The organism is Aquimarina sp. MMG016 (assembly GCF_018100805.1).
Lineage (GTDB): Bacteria > Bacteroidota > Bacteroidia > Flavobacteriales > Flavobacteriaceae > Aquimarina.
In genome coordinates this window covers 51,845-75,703 of sequence record NZ_JAGJEA010000015.1, presented here as the reverse complement: position 1 = coordinate 75,703, position 23,859 = coordinate 51,845, and the positions used below count along the sequence as shown (strand labels likewise).

Below are 23,859 nucleotides of genomic sequence, written 5' to 3'. Positions count from 1 at the left end.
TGATTTATGAATTATACATCTTGTACAAAGAAAATTGCATTATTATTCATGTCATAGAATCCAAATTCATGTGTTCCCCAAGGAGTATTACGTCTTAATTTATCATTGGGTACCGTACCTCTTTCTACAAACTCATCAAAGATAGGTTGTACATCTTTTACAAAAATTTTAACTACAGAAGAACCTCCAAGTAAAGGATCATCTTTTGTATCAGCGTGCCATTGCAGATGTAACGTTATGTTATCTCTTCTTATCCCGACATACATATCTCCATCTTTAAATAATAGCTCAAATCCGGCTTTTTCTTTATACCAATCTAAATCTCGTTTGATATTAGCTGAAGGTAAAACAGGCACTACAGTAGGAAGTGTGACACTCATTTGATGATTGTTTTGATTGATTACTTTATTTTTCCATCATGAAAACCGGCTCTTTTCCATTTTCCTTGTTGAAATACCCAAATGTTGGTCACACGGTACTGGTTTTCTTTAACTTTACCCGAGGTAATACTGGAAACCGATATTCTAGCAGTAATGATAGCTGTGTTATTATATATTTCTACTTTAGTTTGATCCATATTATACGAACTAACAGACAGGATACCAGAATCAATATCTTTTTTTCTTTTGTGTAAATAGTTAAACCAGTCTTCTTTTCGTATCGATTCAGAATTACTATTAGTGTGTAAGTAATTGTCTGTAACCATCGATTCCAAGGTTTTGATATCTCCTGTGTTAAAAGCAGTGTTAAATTTTTCGATGGTTTTTAATAGACTTTCTTTAGTAGCTAATGATTTATCATTATGATTTGGCGGGGAACAATGTATTAGTATTATAGCTATAGATAATAATATAATGGTCCTAAGTACTTTCATGATAACTTATTAAATTATATCTTATAGTAAAACATTAGAAATCAGTTTTTCCACAGTAGGGTGATCATTGCCTCCAGCTGGTTCTATAGTGATATTAATAGACTCGGCATGGTCTATATATTTCATAATAATCATATCTTGATCTGCTGGGATCACTCCCATATCTATCATCTCACCATCTACATCAGCCCACATCTGATAGGTTTGATCATCTCCTAATGAAGCGAGCCCTTGGGGATTAAGTATAACTTTTTTTTCTTTATGATTTACATAGGTAATAGCATTAGAGTTAGGGGAGAGCTGATTTCCTTTTAATACGAGTTGTATGGCATTAGGATTATTAATAGCATTATACCATGAATCAGTTTCATTAAGGTTTTCTTCTAAGGCCACAATTTGTTCACGTAACTCCTCAGTTTCATTTAATACTATATTAAGGTTATTTTTTGATTCTTGCCATTGAGTATATAACCACCCTGTACTAATCATGAACAATGTTGCAAGACTGGCTGCAATCACCAAATATTTATAGTTATTTTTTTTCTGAGAGATAGGAATTATCTTTTGATCCTCAAGAGAATTAATTATAGATGCTTTGATATGCTCAGGTGGATCAATAGCATTCTCAAAAGCTAATTTCTCGAAATCATCTTCCAGTGTATTGAAATAAGTTCGTAGTTCCGTATCTTCTTTAAGGAGTAATTCTATTTCATTATTTTCCGAATCAGAAAGTTCTCCCAATAAGTATTGTTCTAATATCCCAGTATCTCTTATAGCCTTCTTATCCATCATTTTATCAAATCTATTATAACCCATAATATTATGAGTTGTTTCTGATAAGTCTCCCTTAGTTTTTTTAATGCTTGCTTTATATATGACTTAAACGTTCCTAGAGGGACATCCATCTCTTCATGTGCCTCTCTATGTGTAAGTCCATTAAAATATACAAGCTCCAATGCCTTTTGATGATGAGGGTCTAATTGTTTTAAAGAACCATTAAGTTCTAATAGATCAAATTCAGGTTCTTTTGTGCCTTCATCTTTATATACACTTAAATCTTCATTTTGGATGAGTTTAATAGGATTTCTTAAAGAATTTAACGTTAAGTTTTTGGCAATTCTATAAGCCCAAGTAAAAAATTTTCCCTTTTCAGGATTGTATTGATCTGCTTTTTTCCAAATTTTTAAAAAAGTTTCTTGTAATAAATCTTGAGCTTGTTCTTCGTTTTTACATATGCGAAATATAACTCCATAAATTGCTCCGGAGTACCTGTCATATATAGAAGATAGAACTTGGCTATCTCCTTGTTGTAATCGTTTTATGAGCTCTAAATCGTCCTGCATAGTTTCAGTAAGGTTACTCAAATTTAAGAAAAAAAGCCTCCTTCCTCATCCAAAAGCATAAAACTTGTGTATATGACTATGAAAAGCGCGCAAAACATTGTTTAATTCTTTAAAAATAAAAATCATGAAAAAATTAGTTTTCGTTGTCTCAACTCTTATGTTATTCTTATTTACTCAAAATATACTTGCACAAAAATCCGATAAGGATATTGTAGATGTGGCAGTATCTGTAGATGATTTCTCTACATTAGTCACCGCATTGAAGGCAGCCGATCTGGTTGGTGCTTTAAAAGGAGATGGTCCTTTTACAGTATTTGCACCGACTAATGATGCTTTTGGAAAAATAGATTCCAAAACGTTAAACTCATTATTAGAACCTGCTAATAAAAGTAAATTGGCCGCAATACTAACATATCACGTGGTTAGTGGACAATTAGCCGCAGGAGATGTTGTAAATGCCTTAAAGAAGGGTAAAGGTAAAACCGAAGTGACTACATTAAATGGTAGTAAACTGAAAGTAATACAAAAAGACGGTAAAATTTGGTTAAAAGACCAAAATGGAAAGTATAGTCAAATCGTAAAAACAGATGTAATGGCTAATAATGGAGTGATTCATATTATTAGCGACGTGGTGATGCCTTAATTGATGGTTGGTTTTTTAGATGTTAGGAAAAGCACCTTATATTAAATTATGAATAAGGTGCTTTTTATATCTAATTAATACTTAAAGGTGAATAGAATTATTTCTCAAAAAAAAGACACAATACTGAATTGGTATTGTGTCTTAATCAAGTTGTTTAACAATAATGATTATGCAACCAATATTCTATTGATTATTTATATTTCGGTTTAATTTCTTTAAACTTGTTTATTGCTAATTCTAGCTCGTAAAGGCTATCTGATGACACTGGAATAAACTTATTTCTACTTTTATGTCTATAAGCTCCATCATAGTATTCATAAGCGGATCCTGAACTAATATCATTTACGATCTTGTAATCTGGCGCAAATCGTACTATATTTCTACCTATATTGTCTGCATGTCCGTGATCTTGTGTGATTCGACCAAAATAATCTCCATCTCTAAAATATACTGTTGGGTTCATACCTAGTTCTCCGGTGTAACCAATAATATTTTCCGCAGTAAAAAAATCGTCTCTGTAATTTGGCATAGGTTTTAAATTTTTAGATAATTAATTGTTTTTTTAAGTATGTTTTGTGTGTAAATTATGGAGAAATTATAGTCTTTTTGTTTATACAAATATAGACAAATCTATATAAATTAAATATAAGGGTTTATACGTAATTATTTATTTATAAGGTTTTTGTCAGGGCTATTCTTAAGTTCAATTAAGGTAGTTTGAGCAGCCGCACAAAGTTTTTCTTTTCCGTCCTTAACAATAAACACTTCTGATCTACAAATGGTAAGTGTTTTTCCGTTTTTTAAAATATTGGATTTGCCAATCAGTAACTCTCCATCACCAGGAGACATTAAATTAAGTTTAAATTCTACGGTTAATACAGAAGAATTTTCTTCCATTAGGGAGAAACCGGCATATCCAGCAGTATTATCAGCTACTGTACTAATAACACCTGCGTGAAAGAAACCATGTTGCTGAGTTAGATTAACATCATATGGAACATGGATTTCACAATAACCAGGTTGAACATCGACTAATTTAGCATTAATCAATTTCATAAATTTTTGACGATGAAAGCTTTCCTCTACTTTTTTCTTATAATTAGCTGATTTAGGTGTGAATTTCATGTAGTAAATAATCGTAAAGTTACTGTTAAGCTTTTTGAATTCTGCTTCTTATCCATTTAATCTGCCCGTTATGGTTAGATTCATGTTCACAAACATGAAACCATTTGCAATAGTTATTGGTAGGTCCCCAAGACCAATTTTTATCTACGGCCATTAACCATTCATCATCACGTTTTGCAAACTCTTCCAGGGTATGTTCGCGAACTTCTTTTAGTTTATCTAAGTAATAATCTAAATTATTCCCTTTAATCGTTCTTCTCGCTCGCTCTCCAAGACCTGAAGGAATACTCCAATTATCTCGGTCTTCTTTACTCCAATCTCCCCATCGTTTTCCTTCAAAAGTATGAATTTGATAAAAACGTTCTGTTGCCGCAAGATGTAATAGCATAGCTCCAATAGAATTAGAATCTTCATCGTGTATGTAATCCAAATCAGAAGTACTTAAACCTCTTACTGGGTTCAGGATAACTGATCGCATCCAATTCATCATAGATACTAGGGTCCCAATTTGTGGAGAAAATCCTTTTTTAGGGCCTATAATATTTATTTCATCTTCTACAGCAATAGGGCTTGCACAAGATGCGTTTGGAGCTGCAAATAGACTAGTTGTGCCCAGAGCCACCATAGAAGACTTTTTTATAAAACTTCTTCTATCGAATGATTTCAGTTCATTTTCCATCCTTTTTGTTTTTAAATTAAAAGCAAGTCATTAAGAAATTTAAAGTATCAATAAATTTTTGAAAGCATTCATAAGAACTTCTTAATTCTTAACTGTAAACAATGGTAAAGAAACTTTATACTTTACGACCAAAAGTCTTATGGCTATAATTAATAATGTAGTTAGGATATAAATTACATTTTGATCTATTTGGTAGATATATAAAGTCATAAAGCATACTCCACCAGTTATTGAAGCAGTAGCATATATTTCTTTCTTAAAAATCACAGGAATTTCATTGCACAATGTATCTCTTATCACTCCTCCAAAACAACCGGTCATAGCACCCAATGCAATGGATACAATAGGCTCTAATCCTGATTGAATACCGGTTTCTACACCTATAATAGTAAAGATTCCTAATCCTATAGTATCAAATAAGAAAAGGGATTTACTAAGGTATCCTAGTTTATTCCTAAAAATGATGGCAATTATGGTAACACTACCAATTAAGTATATTGTCAAAGTGTTTTGCATCCATGATACGGGTGTATTACCGATAAGAACATCTCTAAGTGTTCCACCGCCTATTGCAGTTACAAAAGCGATAATAAAGATTCCAAATAGGTCAAGTTTTCGATGCATAGCCATTAGAGCCCCTGAGATTGCAAATGCAACGGTTCCTAAAACATCTAGTATATCAAAAAATGTCATTACAATGTGTTGTTTAATTTTCTAAATGTTAAAAGTACTATTTGTTATTGTAGTTTTTCAAAGAAATTGAAATAGTAGAACTTTATAAGTTCATAAGAATTCTTAATAACTTTCATGTAAGGTTTCTGATCAAATTGCTACTTTTACATCAGATAAAACGAAATGATTATGTCTGACACAATAGAAAGAATAAAATGCCTTATTATAGGTTCAGGACCTGCAGGATATACTGCAGCAATATATGCAGCAAGAGCTGATTTAAAACCAATTATGTATACAGGTATGGAACCTGGAGGACAGTTAACCACTACTACCGAGGTTGATAACTTTCCTGGATACCCGGAAGGTATTGATGGGCCTACAATGATGGTGCAATTGCAACAACAAGCAGAACGTTTTGGTACAGAAGTACGTATCGGAATGGTTACTTCTGTTGATTTTAGTAAAGAAGTAGGAGGAATACATAAAGTAACGGTGGATAATACGACAGAAATTGAAGCTGAATCGATTATTATTTCTACCGGAGCTACAGCAAAGTATCTTGGACTCCCAAGTGAACAGAAACTAAGAGGAGGAGGAGTTTCTGCCTGTGCTGTATGTGATGGTTTTTTCTATAAAGGACAAGATGTAGCTATTGTTGGAGCAGGTGATACAGCTGCAGAAGAAGCTACATATTTAGCTAATATCTGTTCTAGTGTTACAATGCTGGTTCGAAAAGATTATATGAGAGCTTCTAAAGCTATGCAACATCGTGTGAATAGCACTCCCAATCTTAAAGTTTTGTATAATACAGAAGTAGATGAGGTATTGGGGGATCAAGTGGTTGAAGGATTACGGATGGTGAATAACCAAACCGGAGAGAAGTCTGAAATTGAAATCACCGGATTGTTTATAGCTATAGGTCATAAACCTAATACGGATATTTTTAAAGGTCAAATTGATATGGATGATACCGGATATATTATTACTGAAGGAAAGTCCACAAAAACGAATATTCCAGGAGTGTTTGCATCAGGGGATGTTCAGGACAAGGAGTATAGACAAGCGGTTACCGCTGCAGGAACAGGTTGTATGGCTGCTTTGGATGCAGAACGTTATCTGGCAACTGTAGAAACTAGTGAAGAAGTTTCTGCTTAAAACATACTGAATAAAAAATTCTTGAAGCCTGATATATCTATAGAATGTATCAGGCTTTTTGATATCTTAAAACCTAATGTTTTAAACCATAAAACTATAACGGTTTGTTAATTTTATGAAATAATATCATATTACCATAAAGGTATCAACAGTAATCTTCTTAAAATTTGTAATTTGGGCGAAGCAACCAGCTTAACTTATTAACATAAATTCATGAATGCCCATCTTAACAAAGCGATACTTTTGCTTTCGTTTCTTTTATTTTCTCATTTTTTTTATGGACAGAAAGAAGCTGATGAAAAACTTCAAATAGCGATTGATTCTTTAATTGTAAACCCTAATTTCTCTTATCAATCACTACTTAAGATTGCTAAAAACGGAAAAAACTCAGATTCACTTAGAGCTAAAGCTAAGCTTCAACTTGGAAATTATTTTAATTCTATTGGGATCGTAGATTCTTTATTGTTTTATACCAAAGAATCGTTAACCCATTTAAATAGTAAGAAACACTTGGCTGAGGCTTATCGTATAATGGGATCAGGTTACCGTAGAAGTGGTAAAATAGATGATGCTATAGAAATACTTTTTAAAAGTCTCGAGATTTCTGAAAAGATAAATTATAAGGAAATGATTTCTAAGGTGAAATCTGATTTAGGAATTCTTTATGGTAATAAAAATGAACTAGATAAAGCTATACAATATTTTGAAGAAAGTATAGCTTCAGCTTATAATGATCAGGCGATATATGCAAATTACTTAAATATTGGTAGTATTTATTTTTTTAAAAAGGATCTGGATAATGCAGAAAAATATTTTATAAAAGCTTTTGAGTTAACTCCTCCTGAGAAAGATCCAAAAGTATCAGCAACGCTTTCTTTAAATATTGGATCAGTTTTATTTGAAAACAAGAAATATAATGAGGCAATTGAATATTATGAAAAAAGTAGAAGTATTGCAGATGCATACGGATTTAAGGATAAAAGTATCAATGCTATAGCTCATGAAGCTTTAGTTATAGATGCTTTGGGCAATTCTAAGAAAGCTATTACAATGCTTACGGAAGCATTACCAAAGGCTGTAGAAATTGACGAGCTTGCTATACAGAAAAACATTTATGAAAACCTAGCTACAGTTTATACCAATGCTGATAAACATAAGTTAGCTAATACAGCTCTTGTGGAATTTCATAAGCTTAAGGACTCCATTAATAACAGAAAACAGCGTAAGGAAATTACAGAATTAGAGGTTAAATATGAGACTGCCGAAAAAGAAAAAGAAATTCTGGTTTTAAAAGAAGATCAGTTGCTAAAAGATGGGGAGATTAGTAAACAACGATTATTAAAGCAATCGTTTGTTATCGGGTTTATAATCATTCTAATTCCTATAGTAGCATTATTAATTGTTTACTACCAGAAATTAAAAGTAAAGAATAAATATAATCTTCAAAAAGAAGAATCTCATAAACAAAAAATTAATGCGATTCTTAAAGGACAAGAGCTTAAACTTGCTAATACCTATACAATTGCTCAGAACGAAGAAAGAGGTCGTATCGCCAGAGAATTACATGATAGTGTAGGAGGAAACCTAGCAGCAATTAAGTTACAATTGATGAATCCAGGGAAGGATAAAGGAAAGGAAGATGACATAGTCGATCAGATAGATGAGGTTTATGAACAAGTAAGAGAAATATCACATAACCTAACTCCTAAGGGACTTAACAATACTTCATTTACTAAGTTTGTAGGTGATTACATTCATACAATTGAAAAGGTTACAGAGCCGGATATTACGTTTGTTCCTTACCCTATAGATAAAGTTGATCAGATTGATGAAAAACATAAAGTAGAAATTTTTAAAATTATACAAGAATTGTTGACTAATGCATTGAAACATGCAAGAGCTAAAGTAATAGAAGTATGCCTAAATGCATATAAGGATACAGTAGAGATTATTTTTGAAGATGATGGTATAGGATTTGATACCCAAAAAGTAGCCGATGGAATTGGATTGCAAAATGTAAGAGATCGTCTATCTGTATTACGTGCAAGAATAGATATAGATTCGGCAATAAATAGAGGTACAGCAATTAGAATTAAAATCCCAACAGAAGATAATGATAAAGGATAGATACAAATTAATTGTTGTTGATGACCACAAAATGTTTTTGGATGGGTTATTGAGTATTATTAGTCATGAATCTGATTATCAGATAGTCTATAATGCTAATAATGGGGAAGATGTAAAAAAATATTTAGACATTAATCATAAAGAAGGAATAGATCTAGTTATTTTAGATATTAATATGCCTAAAATGGATGGTGTGTCGCTCAATACATATATAAAAAAGACATATCCTAAGGTCAAAACCTTGGTCATTAGTATGTTGTTTGAACCACAAAAAATTTTGACACTTACCCAAGATGGGCTAGATGGTTATGTGCCAAAGAATGCTCCAAAAAATGAATTGTTATTGGCAATTGAAACCATTCTAAACGGAAATAAATATTTTGCAGAGAGTGTAAAAAAAGCATACACTGAGAGTGTTTTTAATCAAAAGGAAGAAGTTGCAATAAAATTAACTAAAAGAGAAAAAGAGATTTTACAACTTATAGCCAAAGAATATACTACTCAAGAAATTGCAGACGAACTCTTTTTAAGTAAATATACTATAGAAGGATATCGTACAAGCTTGATCTCTAAACTCAATGTGAAAAACGTGGTTGGTTTGGCTAAATATGCGATTAAGATGGGATTGGTGGAGTAGCTTATATATAGATTTACTTATCTATCATCTTACCAATAATATAATGGTCTAGCATTTAAAACCTTCCTGCTTGAATATTTGAATATGTGTTTACTTTAAGTTTTGAGTCATTTTGATTTAAGACAAGGTCATGCATATTAGAGCTATTGTAACCAATAGAATTTGAAACTGGAATTGTAGTAAAAATGTATTTTTCTTGACCTTGATCAAAACTGAAACTCCTTGGGAAGTATATACCATTACCAAGATCTATTCTAAACAAGAACAACAAATGCCACTGCTCTGATCCTATCATTTGTATAGCTCTATCAGATATCGTAAATGAAATATCTGCAGTCACAGAATTTTCTTCCTTAGGAATTATATTTATAGGTGTATTTAGAGTTACTGATATTTCTTGGTTATTTTTTCTACCATTATTAGGCCCGAGCAATATTTTATAATCGATTTGATTTCGATTCCTCAACATTTTTGCAAAAGTTATAGATGCCATATATTGTGTTGTGAAAGAAAGTCTACTATCTACTCTTGGAAAACTTGTATCAGGTATTAGCAGATCCTGTAATGAATTTCCAGTGTTAAGAGGTTTTAATGTTATTTGGTTAAGGGTAATTAAATTAACTAACATTGCTAATTCATCACCAAAACCTTGTAAATTTCTAAAATACGCATCTTGAAATCTAGTTCTTCTATTTTCTAAGTTTGAAATATTATTGTTATTTCTTAGATTATTTAGTTGTCTATTGAATTGTTCTCTTTCTCTTCTATTTGAACCTATTTCTTCATCAAAGACCGGGTGATCCTCGTTATGTAATGCTATTTCCGTCATTCTAGCTTGATACAAATCTTGGTTATACTCCCACGCTTTTCTTCCGTTTAATGCAATCTCTACGTGGTTTCCAAAAGAGTAGTTTTTGAAAAATGTTTCAAGTTCGCTATCGCTTAAATAAAGAGCTAAAGTATACAATCCAAATGCTAAAGCACCAGTAATCCAAGCAGCTGGTCCAGCCCATACAAGACCTGCTCCAACAGAGATAATCCCTGTTGATAATGCTGCTGCACCAGTTGACATGGCAAAAGCGACGCCTGCACCAGCAAAAGCTAACCCTGCATCATTATCACCACCTTGAAAACTATAACCTGAATTCCAGAATGATGTCATAGCGGTAATCCCTCCTCCAATAACACCAGTTATTGCTGAAACATTACCTAGTGTAGTTTTCAGGGCTTCTTGTCTAACTATGTGACTAGTAAATTGAAAAGTCGCAGCAGCTAGATCTGCTGTAGTACCTATCCAGGAAACAGTATTGAATGCACTAGGATCTTCTTGGTAAGCTTTATTAACATTTGACCAATTAAAAATTTGTAATAATGCCAAAGGACCACTAAAAGCTGGGCTATTTACTATACGATTGGCCCAAACGCTTGTATGATTAAGAGTTAATACATTTATTGAAGCTACAGTGCCAACACCACGTATTGTTCTTGAAATATTGAGATTATCCCCATCGACTACTAACCTTCTCAATAGCTTTGTTCCCCTATATTCATAGGTAGCTATTGTGCCTTTACCATCAGCACCTATTTGATCAATCTCTATTCTTGAGACATTTCTAGTAATTGCTTCTCTCCTCAATGCCTCTTGTAAACTCTGTTCTTGAAAATCCGCTACAACTACACTACCACCACTTCCTTTTGTCGATACCCTAACATTAGTGAACTTGGCTTCTATATTAGAAGTAATCCCACTTCTATTATTTTTCATTAAGTTCTCCGAAGAATATATACCTAAAACACTACTTAGTAAACCAGCCAATTTATTAGATATATCTTCCCAATTTTCTAAAAGTACATCCTCTATAAACTCAATTTTTTCATTATTAATCCTGTAAACATTATCATCCTCTTCACTTTCTAATAGTTGACTAATAAGATTAATGAAAGACAAATGCATATCTTCTTCTTCAGAAAAAGCATTTCGAAGGTCAAGATGTCTGTCAATGTCTCTTGGATTCAGCACTAAAATCTCGAATGGGTGATTACTAGTTAAAACACCGTCCAGAAGATTAATTGGAGTTCCTGCTAAGTGATCTAGAAAACAATTTCCATTACGATAATAATCGTGGCTTATGAATAGATACAAGTCATTCTGAAGTCTTCTTATTAAATTTCTCTGCTCTTGACGCTCAATGACACCAAGTACGTTCTCAAGTTTTTCTTTATCGGCACCTCTTTGTTCTTGTAAGCCAATTCTATCTTCTTGACCTCTATACCCTTTAATTATATATGTATAACTATCACCAAACTTTTCTCTCGTCTCATTATCATTAAATATAAGATGATAACTCGTTTGGGCTAGCGTGAACATATCGATACGTTTAAGTTCTTCGTCACTGTAGGGATCCTGTTCCTGATAGTTAAGCATTTTATATGTTAGCATATCAGGATCTCTTCCAGTACGCATCGCTTCAATGTTTGCTCTTAGGTTAGCAATTTCTGTTGCAGTTGCCATGGTAACATCAAAAAGACAACCAATAGGATCAGGTAGTGTAATGAAAAGATCTCTTTTTTTATGAGGAGCTTGAGTATGCCCCGGTGGAGGTTGCTGATAAGAGTCTATGGTTTCTAGTATATTTTGTATCCAAGAAGAACAGCTTTCTTTATGGTGACTATGTGCAATCTGGATATCAGAGTATGGCAAAGCATTTGGATAGGACATGCTAGAGCTGGGAGAATCTCCCTCGAAAGGCTGTAAATGAATTTCGATCATTCTTTGTTCACGAAGTTCCTTTTTGCTAATCATATCTTGAAGATACTCCCACGACCACTGCACCTGACTAAAACAAATCCATTTATGATAAGGTTTTCCTGTATGTTCATTGATTTCAGTAAACTCTTTTGAATGTTCGATATTCTCTTCTGGTGTTCTAATGTCCTGTCCAATATTACCGTCCTTATATTTTACCCATTTATATTGTCCGTTAATATCGATTTGATATTCGTGGTAAATATCCTTCATATCAGGAATAGTCTGTGCATTTTCGTCTATGATATAAAGATATCCAGAGTGCAAAGTAGTTCTAATTATTTCAAAATGTTCAAGGTTGATAGCATCTATTTCGCTTATGTATTGAGCTTTTTCCGTAAGCTCAATAAAATCATCACCATCTGTAACACCTTTTGATGATACCACGGTCCAATCCTCTTTATTATGTTTTGGTAATAACCCGTATCTTAGGAAATGTAATCTAATTTCTCCAGTTAAATTGATATTAAGTTCTTCAGCTTCATTAGTACAAATTGTAGTCATATTAGCACCGTGAGCAGGAGATTCTGACTCAGATGTTGTTGTCGTAGATTCTTGTGTTTCGGTCGCCATTATAAGTCTTTTTGGATAGTTAGTGTTCGATTAAAAATTCTTCCCATTTCTTTTTTGAATGATTTAGAAAGACTTGTGGAGCTTTTGCAAATTTTTTGCTTACCGTATAATTATCTCTTTTTTTCTGGAAGTCATGTTGTTTTGCATCCATAGCTAAAATCCTTTTGCCGTAAATAGTATATATATCATCTCCTTCTATTTTTATAAGCCTTAAATCAGCTGGTTCAATACCACCTCTACAGGCTTTTTGGTATACAAACGTAATTTCCTCTATTCCGTTATTATCCAAATCTGTTAGTTCAAAAGAATTATCAAGATATTCGATAAAAAAGTCTACAGGACAATTGGTTATGCTATCTGTATGGATAAGAATATTATTATATTGATTGTTACCTGGAAATATTTCAACAAACAATTTTTCACCTTGCGAATATGTGGACTTAGATAAGACAATAGTGTTCGATTGCCATTTCTTGCATAGCACATTAAAAGATCCTTTTGATATCCTATCATCACAAAGACTATTTTGATTATCTATCGCTTTTTTATGATTGCTAATGGCAATTATTTTATTTTTTTTTGCACAGCTATGAATGACTGGAATCATAATCATCAGCATCAGCATTTGTGTCAATTTCTTCAAGTTCATAATGATTTTCTGTTACTTCATAATCAGACGGATATCTGTATGCTTTTACATTGGCCGGATCAGCTATGGTATAACATACTTTACCATTTGTTGTATTATCACCTCCTTTTTGGTTACCTCCTAAAACAACTAGACTATTTCCTTTTTTTCCTGCTACAAATCCTACATGGCTATAATTTAAAACAACAATGGCACCATATCCAGGTTCACTAACCCCTTTTCCCCAACTTTCCCAAGAATAGGCTCTGTAACCAGTATTACTCAAAAGATTTTCTGGAATTCCTGATTGTTTTAAACACCAATAAACGAAGGATCCACACCATGGATCTCTTTTATCATCAGATATTTCTCTTCCCATTAAAGAAGAGTTATAACCAGCTGCATCATGATATTCGATCACTCTTGGATTATGACTGTCACCGATTACTTCTTCTACTCCCATCTCTCCTTTTGCTATTGGCATCCAAGGGGGGGTATTTTCTTCTAGGACTTCTTCCTCATTTTCTTCTATATCAGGTAAATCTGTTGGGATATCGATTTGTGCAGTGTTAGTAATAGATATAGGTACACCTCCTGTAGCACATTTAATTGTTGATCCACTTAAAAGGGCTAATCGGCCATCTACAGCTACACTATCTGCTGTTCGTTTCCATTTTGTAGGAGCAATTACACTGGCACAAGGAGGAGGGCTTTTTCTCCATTTTTTACATACTCCACCAAATACAAGATTTGCTTTACCTTTGTCTGCATCCGTTGCCCACTGTGTATCTTGCATTTGTACCTGAGCATGAGATACCATTAATTTTCCACTGCTAGAGCATAGAGGGCATTTTAGGGTGGCTCCGTTAATCACAAATTCTCCAGCCATAGTTTTATATTTGAATTACAGTGATTTTGCTTTTGTATTCTTGTCTCCCGTATTTTTCTATAATATGAATGGTAGCATTATGTAACCAAGCATTAGTTTGATTCATAAAATTATATGTCCCATCAACATTTAGATATTCTTCATTTTCAGGATAATTGGCGTTGATTTTTAGTTCAATTTTTTTTGTATCCCTAGAAGGTTGTAATGATACTTCTTCCTTAGCAACAATTTTCCCATATCTTGTATTCAATCCTTGGGATGAAGATTGACTCTGGCTTGTATTATATTGATGGTATAAAGGTTTTAATAATGCTCCAAAGTTTTGATATAAAGAGATTTCTTCTATCAGTGTTTTTTCTGAGTTTAAGATTTCATTTGTTTTATCGATTAATTGCTGAACCTGTTTACCTCTATATTTACTTTCTATGTATTCTTTTGTATCCTTCCAAATTTCTTGTAGTTCAGAGATGTTGTCAATTGCCATAATTTTTCCTATGTACGAAACTCTAAGATTAAGCTTATTATAAATAGAAGTTATTTTCTTAAGAATATCTTGCATTGCATAAGATCCATCAGAAAACTTTAGATGAATATTCTTTACTTTTATATATACAAAACGAATATAAGGTTGATCTTCATTAGAGTTTGTCTTCAATGACACTTCTCTTTTACAAGAACCTATGATATTTCTAGAATAATTTATAGGAAAAGAGTTTTCTAGGATATAATTCTTTTCTCCTTGTAGTGGTAAGCTTAATTTTGCTTCTTCTGTTATAAATGTATATTTGGTTTGTATCATTTTATGTGTTCTTAGATTATGAAAAGAATTATTATCCTTTACTAATTTTTACATTACCACCACCTTGGAAAGATGCTGTTGCGCCACAAGCTATTTTCATATTTTGTTTACTTTGAATTTCAGCATTTCCACTATTTTGTACTAATTCTCCTCCTACTGAAGTTGTCATTTTATCTTCCACTGTATTTGTATGGCTACGGGATGAGGTTTCGTGACTCATTCCGGTTTTCATAACAGTATTGTTACCTATATTAAACTTAGCATCTTCCTGAACATTCATTTCAAAGTTCTTTGAGTTCAAGGTCATTTTTTCAATAGCAGTAATAGTGATATTATTATTGGCAGTATCGATATGAATTGTATTGGCATTTTGATCAATGATAGTGATGAATTCTTTTCCTTCTGCATCGTTCAATTCTATGGTGTGACCGCTTCTTGTTCGAATCGCTTTAATATCATTATTATTGGTTTTCCATCCTGCAGACTTTGCACTTCCGTTATAGAGTGTGCCCATAACATATGGTCTTTCAGCATTTCCTCCTTCAAAGCCTATAAGTACTTCTTCACCAATTTCCGGAATGAAATGAAAACCTTTCTCACCTCCTGAATGAGGTGTCATCACACGTAACCATGGCGTGTGTTCTCCTAAGGGTTTTTGCCAGTAAAATTGTACTTTTATTCTGCTGATACCCTCAGGATCTATATTATCCGTAACCGTAGCTACCTGTGTTTCACTTTTAGGATGAATTAGAATGTTGGTTTTAGGGTAAACATCTTGTTCTACAGATGTTCCTTCAAAATGATTAATGTATTTGCCGTTTTCTGTAGCACTATGTTTAATTTTAGTAATACGAAATTTACCTTGACTACTTCCGGCTTGTTTTATATTTACAACTTTTCCTAAGCTTACGCCTGGGTTATCACTAGTTCCAGTGACCGTTACTTGTTTGATTTCTTCTGCCTTTTTTTGTTTTTCTACTAATGTATTAAGGCGTTGTTTGGTTTGTGGATCATCATAAGTGCTAAGAAAAATATTAGTTTTATGAGGATACATTTCCTCACTTTTTTGAGAGGCAAAACCGTTATATCCATTTATGGAACTACTAATTTCTTTAGTTGTTATTTCGTGCTTTTCATCATTTATATAATCATTAGTAAAAAAAGAATAACTATTAGACATAGGATTTATGCTTCTGGAAAATTCTTGTAAGTCGAATCCATATGTAAGAGACACTTCATCAGTGTTTTTTGGTTTTCCGAATATTAGGCTTTCTCCATCATAATAAAACCACTCTCCATATTGAGTAGCAAGTCTGCTTGCATACTCAAAACTGCTTTCTCCCTGTTGTACACAATAATGTAAGTTGTCATTAAATTTAGGATTGATCTCGGTAGTAAGTTTAGACCGATCATATTTTTGAAAAACATCACTAAGTATTGAGCCTAAATCCGCATCACTATAAGAAGCATAATGAGGGCCATCATCTGTGAGTATGGAGTTGCTTTTTGCTTTAATTAGGATTGAATCTCCCATCTGCCGGTGAAAACCATTTGTCGTTTTAACTTCGGTTACGACACCTTTAAACTTTAGTTCTTTATATATATTTATAGTATCTAATGAAGAAATCATTAGCGTAATGGTCTGTCCTAGAAAATCATTGCTTTCATCATTATTCTTATCTGAGATATTTTCTAATACATCCGTTCTGCAGGTTATCTCTAAGGTCTGATGCGCATCAATTTCTTGATATAGTTTTAGATCTTTAAAAGCATCTATAGGAGTACTACCAACGTATATTTTAACATTAGACTGTAGTGCCATTTTTGATTAAGATTTATTAATTATTTGTGTGTTTTAAGTATTTTGTTCAGGTTACATCTTCCTTCTAAAATTTATGTTTATTCATATAAGTGACAGTATTGACTTGTATTTGATTTTCTTTAAAACTGATGATATAAATTCAGATGGTTTTGACAACAATCTTAGGAATCCGTTATTTGGTATGAATGAACCGATGGTAATGTTATGAGGTGGAATACTCGAATAAGTTCTTAAATTCCGGCCTAAGTTTATAGCTGCATCACCAGGGGAGAGCTTGTAATTTGAAAAAACTGTTTTTCGGAAACAAGATGAAATGATGGACCATAGTATAATCATCAAATATGTATTAGATAGCATCTTCATATAGGTCTTTTTTAGATTTTATGAATCTATTCACCTACAATTTTTTCCTTACTTTTTTATCAAAAGTAGAACATAATGCTATCTTTTACATCCCTATATTCTATAGAAAAGAACCCCTGAAAACCACCATGTTTTTGATTTTATGACAGGGGGGAGGTTTTAGTATTTGATATGAATGAAATTGTTTTTTACTTCAGCTGCTTAAGGAGGCTAGGAGAGTAATCTATTTTCTTTTTGTATAAAGTAACTTCATTTTCGAATTTGGTAAGATTGATTTTAGCTTCTCCTAATACATAGATTTCAGCCTTGTCTATAGCTTCTATATTGATTTCTTCATTGACTAAAAGGTAGCAATCAGAGGTGCCTTCTGCAATTAATTTTGTTTTCACACTAGAAAGTTTTTCGCCATAAAAATCAGTATCACTATCTGCTCTAACTAATAGTGACTTTATTTCACCTTCTAATTTGGCGGATCCTTTTTGATATAAATCGACTTTAAGGCTGTCTGCAGTAACAATTCCTTTTAATTCTGAATTTTCATTGACTTGATAAGAAACTTCAGTTGCATTGACGTGTACATCTAAAGTTGATTTTCCGTTAGAAACGCTATTTAGTTTACCAGATTCTACGGTAAAAAAGGCTTCGGCTTCTCCGTTAGTTTCAATATCTAGATTTCCAGACTTAATAGCTGATAGAGATTTTGCATCTATCTTATCATTTATAATTATCTTTTTTAATTCTGAAGCGTATAGGATTCGAATATTTAAAGCTTTTGCGCGTCTTAGATCTTTAGTGGATTTTATAGTAAGAATACTATCCTTAATACTAACATCAATATGCTCTTGGAGATTACTATCGGCTTCAATCCTGATCATATGATCACTATCTTCATCAAGAGAAACTTCGAAATTATCATATAAATCTATGGTGTGAAATCCGTCGATAATTTTTTCTTCGGTCATTACAATTTTATTACCCTTAACTTTTTCTTTCTGTGCGTTTAAGTTTCCTAAAATGAAAATCGAAAATAGTAATATAAGGAATGTTCTCATGTTAAGTAAAGTTTTATTTTTTAAACAGTTTTTTCTGCATTTAAGTATGTATAACGTCAAATTTGTTTTACAAATATAAATGACTGCTTGATAGTGTAGACGTTACATTTAATTTTAAATAATAAAAAATAGATCTTCAAATTAAAGAGATCTATTTTTTTGGATAGCTATTTGTAAGTTAAGTAGTATTATTAATGGTTTTTACATTCTTTTAGCTTCTTCTACAATCTTACCATTTTCTCGAACAATAAATTTGAGCACCTTTCCTTTTTGGTTTTGAATAAATTCAAAGGTGAGAGGCATTTCTTTCGCAAAAAATAGAGTTTCTGATTGCGGATGCATTTTCAATTGCATTTTGCCTGCATTCATCTGAAGGTTTTTTCCTTTCACAGAAATGTTGACTAAACCAGTTTTTGGAGCTTTATACTGACCTACAAATGTAGCAAGTATATCATCAGAAAGTTTAATTTCTTTTTTGGCAGCGTTCTCTGATGTAGGCTGGTGGTCATAACTAAGTACACGAGACATTTTCCAGGTATTATCTTTATGTTGCCACACATGAGTAAATTTGGCTTTTTCGATCAATTTTTCTTCTTTACCTTTCTCTGTGATGTAGAAAACGTGTTCGCCAGAAAGAATTGCTCCATAATTATTTAAAGGATGTACCTCTAAAGTTCCTGCTACAACTTCTCTTCTTAATCTTGGATTTTGGGGAGCACACAAACTATTTCTTACTGTTTTTAGTAAATGATCTAAGCCTTCAGTTAATCCTCCTTTATCGTGATAAAATTCTAAGTCTTCAGTAAGGAAATTTTTAAAACTCTCAGCATTACAGGTATTATATGCTTTCCAGAATTGTTTATCCAGATTAAGAATAGTCTCTTCTAAATTAGGAGTATTAGATTGGGCATTTAGTAATGTTCCCGATGAAAACATTAGGATAAAAGTGCAAATTATTGCTTTTGATAAAATGGTTTGGATTCTCATTATTCGTTTTTTGGTTGATGATGATTGATTATTATTTTTTTTTAAGTTTTTGAAATATTAAAGGAATTCCTTTTCTAAAAATCGTCCATATTATAAATGATAATATTGTTAAAACACATCCTATACCGATTGGTAAAATTCCTCCAAAAGTATATGTTAACCCAAGAATAAAACCTAATAAATTTCCAGCAAGGTGAATAGGAATGAATAGCGCAATGATAAGGGGCAACCATATAGCATATTGTAAAATATTTTCTAATCTAAACTCCCATAAGAGTGACATTAGAATGCCGAAAATCAAACTGCTAATAAAACCAGTTGTGATTTTTGATAAGCTGTAAATTTGTTTGTTTTTATAATGTTGCCATTTGCCTAATGAAAGTAAAATCCAGCTTAATAAAGGGATGGTTAATAACCCCCACCAGTTAGATATACCGGGTAAGTCTTCTCTAGCTAATAGATGATGAGTGGTAACACCTCCGCTAAAATATTCCCAAAGAACATGAAATGTAACTAAAGAAGTTACAACAATTATAAAAGGTATTTTGTTGTTTAACACTTTTTGAGTGATCATTTTTTGAAGGATTAAGAGTGAAAAACTATCTGAAGAGTCTATAATTATTTGGTTGATTAGTTCCGTACTCTCCAGACAGTTTTGTTTTGGTTGGTTTATAGATTGGTTAGGGTGTTGGTATTAATGTCTTCTTACATTCCCTCCTGAATTATCATCTTCGGATACCTTTTCAGGGTTTCCATAATAGATAACATTAGCACCACTGGTAGCTTTTCCTGTAAATTGATCCTTAGCATGAATTCTTATATTTGATCCACTAGTCGCTTTGGCTTCTGTTATTAAACTTAACAAGTCATCAGCTCTTATATTTGCACCACTAGTAGCACTAGCTTTGTGGTTATTTACTTTACCTGATAAATTCATAATAGCTCCGCTTGTAGCAGAAGTGTTTAATGTTTCTGCCTTTACTCGTAGTTTAATATTAGAGCCGCTGGTAGCACTTATGGTAAGATCTTTTAGCATTACCGACTCTTCTGACGTTAAGTTGGCACCACTAGTGGAAGATATTCTACTTATTTCGCCGTATGATACATAAATACTTTTTTCATCTGCCATGTAAATGTTTTCATCTGAAGTTATATAGAGAACATCTCCTTTTACATATACTTCAATGTGTTCGTGCAGGTTCTCATTTGCTTCAATAATTACTTTTCTATCATCACTATTTACAAGTATAACATCTAACCCTCTACTTGCTTTAATAGCATCAAAGTTCTCATTGATTGTTTTTTCTTTTCGAATTACTTCTCCTTCTCCTTTTACTCCATTGAAAGCAATATTGCAAGAGCAACAAAAAGCGGCTAAGCATAAGGTTACTAAAATTTTGGCTAGTGTATTCATAATGTTGATGTTTTAAGTTGTTAAACTGTTCGTTTTTGATTGTTAATTTTCGGTTTTGATTTTGATTCCGTTCTCGTCTATTTTAATGTCTACTTCTTCGCTTTTAAGTTGCACTCCATCTTCATCAATTTTGAGATTGGTATTATCATCGTCAGAGTTGATGTTGATTTTTACATCACCGTCTTCATCTTTCCATTCATTGTATTTCCATTCACTTTCCTCTTTACAATCATCACATTCGAATTTGCCATTAACTAATTTCAAATACTTTCCTTCTTTTTTATCGATAGTGATATAATCCTCATACTTCCAGGAATTATTGTATCTAGAAGTGTTATCATCCGCTAATACAGTTATCCCTTCAGGTAAAGTCAAAATTATTTTAACTTCTTGATCTCTGTATTTGTTTGCATAATCTGTAATTGCATAACCATCTAATAATAGTGTGTTACCTTCTATTTCATAAGCATATCTAATTTCTTCTGCTCGCTCTCTAGATTCATCATAAGAACTACCTTCTGCTTTTTTTTCTATAGAAATACCTACTACAGAATCTCTTTTAGAAGCCTTCAGATATAGTTCTATATCTTGTAGTACAATTACTCTATTACCTTGTGGGTCTCTTTTAATTTTGTAATTATTTCTATGATATAGGCTTCTTACATACCTATTGTTACCTACCATTTTTATATTTAAGGTATCATTATTAGTAATTGGTAATAATTCTTCAGTACTAATTACTTCTGCATCAAAAGCTTCTTGTGTGGCTTGACGAACCCCTATAATTCCAAGTCCGATTAATGAAAGTAGCCAAATTCCTAATAATCCTAGTTTTGCAGGAGTACCAATAGATTTTAAATTACTAATCAGAATTTTTAGTCCCAAAATAAAAAGGAAGAAAAATGGTATTCCGATTACAAAAAAGAATAATAATGATAATAACCATAAAGGTACATCAGGGTGATTACCAACCTCGAAGTATTCTACCCAAGGGGTATCCATAAACCCAAAGGTTCCTAAAGTAAATAATCCTACGAATATGCTGATCAGAGAAATACCAGCAACCAGTATAAGAATCACTCCTACAAACTTTACAAAAACTTTTAATATTGCAAGCAGTACATCCCCAAGTGTATCAAAAAAAGTGGTTGAGCTACTTTTTACTTTATCACTATATTTTTGATAATCTACATCTTTAACTTTATCAGCAACATCATTAAATCCTTCTTTCACTTTTCTTTCTATGTTACTGATATTTATAGGCTTTCCCCGCATAGCTAGCTCATCCGCAGTGGTTTTGGCTTCTGGTATTACAATCCATAATACGATGTAAAGTAGTAGAAAAAAACCACTTGAAGCTAAAGTTAAAATAATCCAAGCTAAGCGTAACCATATGGCGTCTATACCTAAATAATGCCCTAATCCTGAACTTACACCTCCCACATAGGAATTAGAAGTATCTCTGAATAGTTGCTTAGATGCGGTTGGTCTTCGATAAGAAGATGTTGGTTCATCTTCAAAAATTTCTTCATCCAATCGGTAATCCTCAGGTTGACCCATTACTTCTATAACTTCGTCAACTTCTTTTGCTCCGATAACTTGTCTTTCGTCTTTAATTTTTTCACTAAAAAGCTCTGCGATACGAGCTTCGATATCAGCTATAATCTCGTCTCTTCCTTGCGAATCCGTAAATGAACGTTTTATAGCATCGAGATAGCGCTGTAACTTTAGATAAGCGTTTTCATCGATATGAAAAAATATGCCTGCTAAATTTATATTTACTGTCTTGTTCATTTTGCTTCTTTTTTGTTTTTAGTTACGAGATTTACTGCATTTCGTAATTCGTCCCAAGTGATGTTTAGTTCTTTTAGAAATAATTGTCCGGTTTCTGTTAGTCCGTAATATTTACGTGGCGGTCCTGATGTGGATTCTTCCCAGCGATAGCTAAGTAATCCTGCGTTCTTAAGTCTAGTAAGTAAGGGATATATTGTGCCTTCCACTACTAGCATCTTTGCATCTTTAAGGGTTCCTAGAATTTCTGCTACATAAGCGTCATCGTCCTTAAGGATAGAAAGTATACAGTATTCTAGAACACCTTTGCGCATTTGCGCTTTCGTGTTTTCGATCTTCATAAAGCTGATTTTTTTAAAATTAAACTGTTCATTTTTTGATTGATTTTTTGATTGATGATGTTATTTAAAAAAATATTGATCAGAAAATACTACACCAGTCACAAAAACTGATGCTAAAAGATAATTGATTAGGTTAAATTTTATCGTATATCTCTGTTCTTTTGATGTTTTGATTACTAGAAATAATAAGGTGAAACATACTGTTAATGGTAATATCCAGTTTCCAAGACCTAACCAGGCACTTATTCTGGCTTCGTCATTTGGTTCTATAACCGAAATAAACATTGCCATTGATCTCATATAAAAGCCAAAGAATAAAAATGGATACCAGTACCTATTATTTGTTTTTCTAATGATATAAAAGAATATAAATGAAACTATGATTGTGAATATTGGACCAGCTGCACTTACTAATTGATTGTGCCAAACAGTTTTGTATTCTCCATCTAATAAGAAAGCTGAATTAAGTGTCATTCCCATATCATACCCTAATAGTTTACCTGCAAAGAAGTGTGCCAACTCGTGAAAGAAGAAGGATAACACAACGGCCAAACCAGTGATTAATATATATGATATGTTAATAGATCGTTTCATTTATTTTATAAATCTTATGGTTAAAGGATATCTGTATTCTTCTCCTTTATTAGCTTTTATTGCTGCAGTAATAATAAATACTAACTCTAAAAAGAATCCTACTAGCGCAATAATCCCAATAAATGATGCTCCAATTAATGTTCTAAATCCTCCGGGATTAGAAAGATTGATATGAAGATCATTAAAATTGACTATATCATAAAAGGACGCATCTCCAAATACATTAAAAATAAAAAATGGTACCGAGAACATTCCTAAAATAACTGTATACAAAAGAATACTTAATTGAAAATTGATAGCTTCTTTACCGTGTCTGTCTATAAAGTCTGATTTATCCTTATTCACCGTCCATAATAGAATAGGTACAATGTAATTACCGAAAGGAATTATGTATCTGGAAAATATCCCTAGATGCATAAATGTTGCGATAGTTTTGTGATTATTAGTGCTCATTTTTTGATTGATATAATAGTTTCTTATGCAAATATATGGTTAAAAAAAGGTATTATGCAAAACATAGTACCATAATTTAACATAAATTT

Annotated in this window: 25 protein-coding genes; 4 read left to right on the top strand and 21 right to left on the bottom strand. The window is 32.4% G+C overall.

What is annotated here, in order from left to right; genetic code table 11:
- Positions 1–11: 11 nt before the first annotated feature.
- From J8M14_RS20385 to J8M14_RS20370, 4 genes are read right to left on the bottom strand one after another with little or no spacing between them, the layout of a single operon-like run.
- Positions 12–380: a glyoxalase/bleomycin resistance/extradiol dioxygenase family protein gene (locus J8M14_RS20385; RefSeq protein WP_211076678.1), complete on the bottom strand. Its 369-nt coding sequence runs from the start codon at positions 378–380 to the stop codon at positions 12–14.
- 20 nt (positions 381–400) lie between these two features.
- Complete coding sequence (locus tag J8M14_RS20380; RefSeq protein ID WP_211076677.1) at positions 401–874, bottom strand: nuclear transport factor 2 family protein; 474 nt, start codon at positions 872–874, stop codon at positions 401–403.
- A gap of 21 nt (positions 875–895) precedes the next feature.
- Positions 896–1,690 carry an anti-sigma factor gene (locus J8M14_RS20375; protein WP_211076676.1) on the bottom strand — a complete coding sequence of 265 codons (795 nt, stop codon included), beginning with the start codon at positions 1,688–1,690 and terminating at the stop codon, positions 896–898.
- On the bottom strand, positions 1,663–2,217 hold the full coding sequence (locus tag J8M14_RS20370) for a sigma-70 family RNA polymerase sigma factor (RefSeq protein ID WP_211076675.1): 555 nt from the start codon (positions 2,215–2,217) through the stop codon (positions 1,663–1,665). The genes J8M14_RS20375 and J8M14_RS20370 overlap by 28 nt, the downstream gene beginning before the upstream one ends.
- A 124-nt stretch (positions 2,218–2,341) precedes the next feature.
- On the opposite strand from J8M14_RS20370, the gene J8M14_RS20365 reads away from it, so the two are divergent.
- Complete coding sequence (locus J8M14_RS20365; RefSeq protein WP_211076674.1) at positions 2,342–2,860, top strand: fasciclin domain-containing protein; 519 nt, start codon at positions 2,342–2,344, stop codon at positions 2,858–2,860.
- Positions 2,861–3,050: 190 nt separating this feature from the next.
- Here J8M14_RS20365 and J8M14_RS20360 read toward each other — a convergent pair whose 3' ends face one another.
- From J8M14_RS20360 to J8M14_RS20345, 4 genes are all read right to left on the bottom strand, one after another.
- Positions 3,051–3,389 carry a hypothetical protein gene (locus J8M14_RS20360; protein WP_211076673.1) on the bottom strand — a complete coding sequence of 113 codons (339 nt, stop codon included), beginning with the start codon at positions 3,387–3,389 and terminating at the stop codon, positions 3,051–3,053.
- Positions 3,390–3,523: 134 nt separating this feature from the next.
- On the bottom strand, positions 3,524–3,985 hold the full coding sequence (locus J8M14_RS20355) for a PaaI family thioesterase (RefSeq protein WP_211076672.1): 462 nt from the start codon (positions 3,983–3,985) through the stop codon (positions 3,524–3,526).
- A 25-nt stretch (positions 3,986–4,010) separates the two neighbouring features.
- Positions 4,011–4,664, bottom strand: a complete 654-nt coding sequence (locus J8M14_RS20350) for a DinB family protein (protein WP_211076671.1) — start codon at positions 4,662–4,664, stop codon at positions 4,011–4,013.
- A gap of 81 nt (positions 4,665–4,745) precedes the next feature.
- Positions 4,746–5,357, bottom strand: a complete 612-nt coding sequence (locus tag J8M14_RS20345; RefSeq protein WP_211076670.1) for a trimeric intracellular cation channel family protein — start codon at positions 5,355–5,357, stop codon at positions 4,746–4,748.
- Positions 5,358–5,525: 168 nt separating this feature from the next.
- Between J8M14_RS20345 and trxB the strand changes: the two genes are divergently transcribed.
- The 3 genes from trxB to J8M14_RS20330 all read left to right on the top strand — a co-directional run bounded on the left by trxB (position 5,526) and on the right by J8M14_RS20330 (position 9,258).
- Positions 5,526–6,494, top strand: coding sequence for a thioredoxin-disulfide reductase (trxB, locus tag J8M14_RS20340; protein ID WP_211076669.1), 969 nt, complete (start codon positions 5,526–5,528; stop codon positions 6,492–6,494).
- Between the two features lie 213 nt (positions 6,495–6,707).
- The gene (locus tag J8M14_RS20335) at positions 6,708–8,621 is read left to right on the top strand and encodes a sensor histidine kinase (protein WP_211076668.1); all 1,914 of its coding nucleotides are present in this window, start codon (positions 6,708–6,710) and stop codon (positions 8,619–8,621) included.
- On the top strand, positions 8,608–9,258 hold the full coding sequence (locus J8M14_RS20330; RefSeq protein WP_211076667.1) for a response regulator transcription factor: 651 nt from the start codon (positions 8,608–8,610) through the stop codon (positions 9,256–9,258). The genes J8M14_RS20335 and J8M14_RS20330 overlap by 14 nt, the downstream gene beginning before the upstream one ends.
- 55 nt (positions 9,259–9,313) lie before the next feature.
- Here J8M14_RS20330 and J8M14_RS20325 read toward each other — a convergent pair whose 3' ends face one another.
- The 13 genes from J8M14_RS20325 to J8M14_RS20265 all read right to left on the bottom strand — a co-directional run bounded on the left by J8M14_RS20325 (position 9,314) and on the right by J8M14_RS20265 (position 23,770).
- Positions 9,314–12,637 (bottom strand): toxin VasX, encoded by a 3,324-nt coding sequence (locus tag J8M14_RS20325; protein WP_211076666.1) that lies wholly within the window; start codon positions 12,635–12,637, stop codon positions 9,314–9,316.
- Positions 12,638–12,656: 19 nt separating this feature from the next.
- The gene (locus tag J8M14_RS20320; RefSeq protein ID WP_211076665.1) at positions 12,657–13,286 is read right to left on the bottom strand and encodes a hypothetical protein; all 630 of its coding nucleotides are present in this window, start codon (positions 13,284–13,286) and stop codon (positions 12,657–12,659) included.
- Positions 13,225–14,154, bottom strand: coding sequence for a TIGR02594 family protein (locus tag J8M14_RS20315; protein ID WP_211076664.1), 930 nt, complete (start codon positions 14,152–14,154; stop codon positions 13,225–13,227). The genes J8M14_RS20320 and J8M14_RS20315 overlap by 62 nt, the downstream gene beginning before the upstream one ends.
- Before the next feature lie 4 nt (positions 14,155–14,158).
- The gene (locus J8M14_RS20310) at positions 14,159–14,953 is read right to left on the bottom strand and encodes a hypothetical protein (RefSeq protein WP_211076663.1); all 795 of its coding nucleotides are present in this window, start codon (positions 14,951–14,953) and stop codon (positions 14,159–14,161) included.
- A 31-nt stretch (positions 14,954–14,984) separates the two neighbouring features.
- The gene (locus J8M14_RS20305; protein WP_211076662.1) at positions 14,985–16,775 is read right to left on the bottom strand and encodes a phage baseplate assembly protein V; all 1,791 of its coding nucleotides are present in this window, start codon (positions 16,773–16,775) and stop codon (positions 14,985–14,987) included.
- A 551-nt stretch (positions 16,776–17,326) separates the two neighbouring features.
- The gene (locus J8M14_RS20300; RefSeq protein ID WP_211076661.1) at positions 17,327–18,190 is read right to left on the bottom strand and encodes a DUF2807 domain-containing protein; all 864 of its coding nucleotides are present in this window, start codon (positions 18,188–18,190) and stop codon (positions 17,327–17,329) included.
- A 201-nt stretch (positions 18,191–18,391) separates the two neighbouring features.
- Positions 18,392–19,177, bottom strand: a complete 786-nt coding sequence (locus J8M14_RS20295) for a DUF4440 domain-containing protein (protein WP_211076660.1) — start codon at positions 19,175–19,177, stop codon at positions 18,392–18,394.
- A gap of 31 nt (positions 19,178–19,208) precedes the next feature.
- The gene (locus J8M14_RS20290; protein WP_211076659.1) at positions 19,209–19,751 is read right to left on the bottom strand and encodes a hypothetical protein; all 543 of its coding nucleotides are present in this window, start codon (positions 19,749–19,751) and stop codon (positions 19,209–19,211) included.
- 120 nt (positions 19,752–19,871) lie between these two features.
- On the bottom strand, positions 19,872–20,591 hold the full coding sequence (locus J8M14_RS20285; protein ID WP_211076658.1) for a head GIN domain-containing protein: 720 nt from the start codon (positions 20,589–20,591) through the stop codon (positions 19,872–19,874).
- Between the two features lie 42 nt (positions 20,592–20,633).
- The gene (locus tag J8M14_RS20280; RefSeq protein WP_211076657.1) at positions 20,634–22,385 is read right to left on the bottom strand and encodes a PspC domain-containing protein; all 1,752 of its coding nucleotides are present in this window, start codon (positions 22,383–22,385) and stop codon (positions 20,634–20,636) included.
- Entirely contained in the window at positions 22,382–22,723 is a 342-nt protein-coding gene (locus J8M14_RS20275) for a PadR family transcriptional regulator (RefSeq protein WP_211076656.1), read from the bottom strand. The genes J8M14_RS20280 and J8M14_RS20275 overlap by 4 nt, the downstream gene beginning before the upstream one ends.
- 60 nt (positions 22,724–22,783) lie before the next feature.
- The gene (locus tag J8M14_RS20270; protein ID WP_211076655.1) at positions 22,784–23,317 is read right to left on the bottom strand and encodes a hypothetical protein; all 534 of its coding nucleotides are present in this window, start codon (positions 23,315–23,317) and stop codon (positions 22,784–22,786) included.
- On the bottom strand, positions 23,318–23,770 hold the full coding sequence (locus J8M14_RS20265; protein ID WP_211076654.1) for a DUF4870 domain-containing protein: 453 nt from the start codon (positions 23,768–23,770) through the stop codon (positions 23,318–23,320).
- Positions 23,771–23,859: the final 89 nt, after the last annotated feature.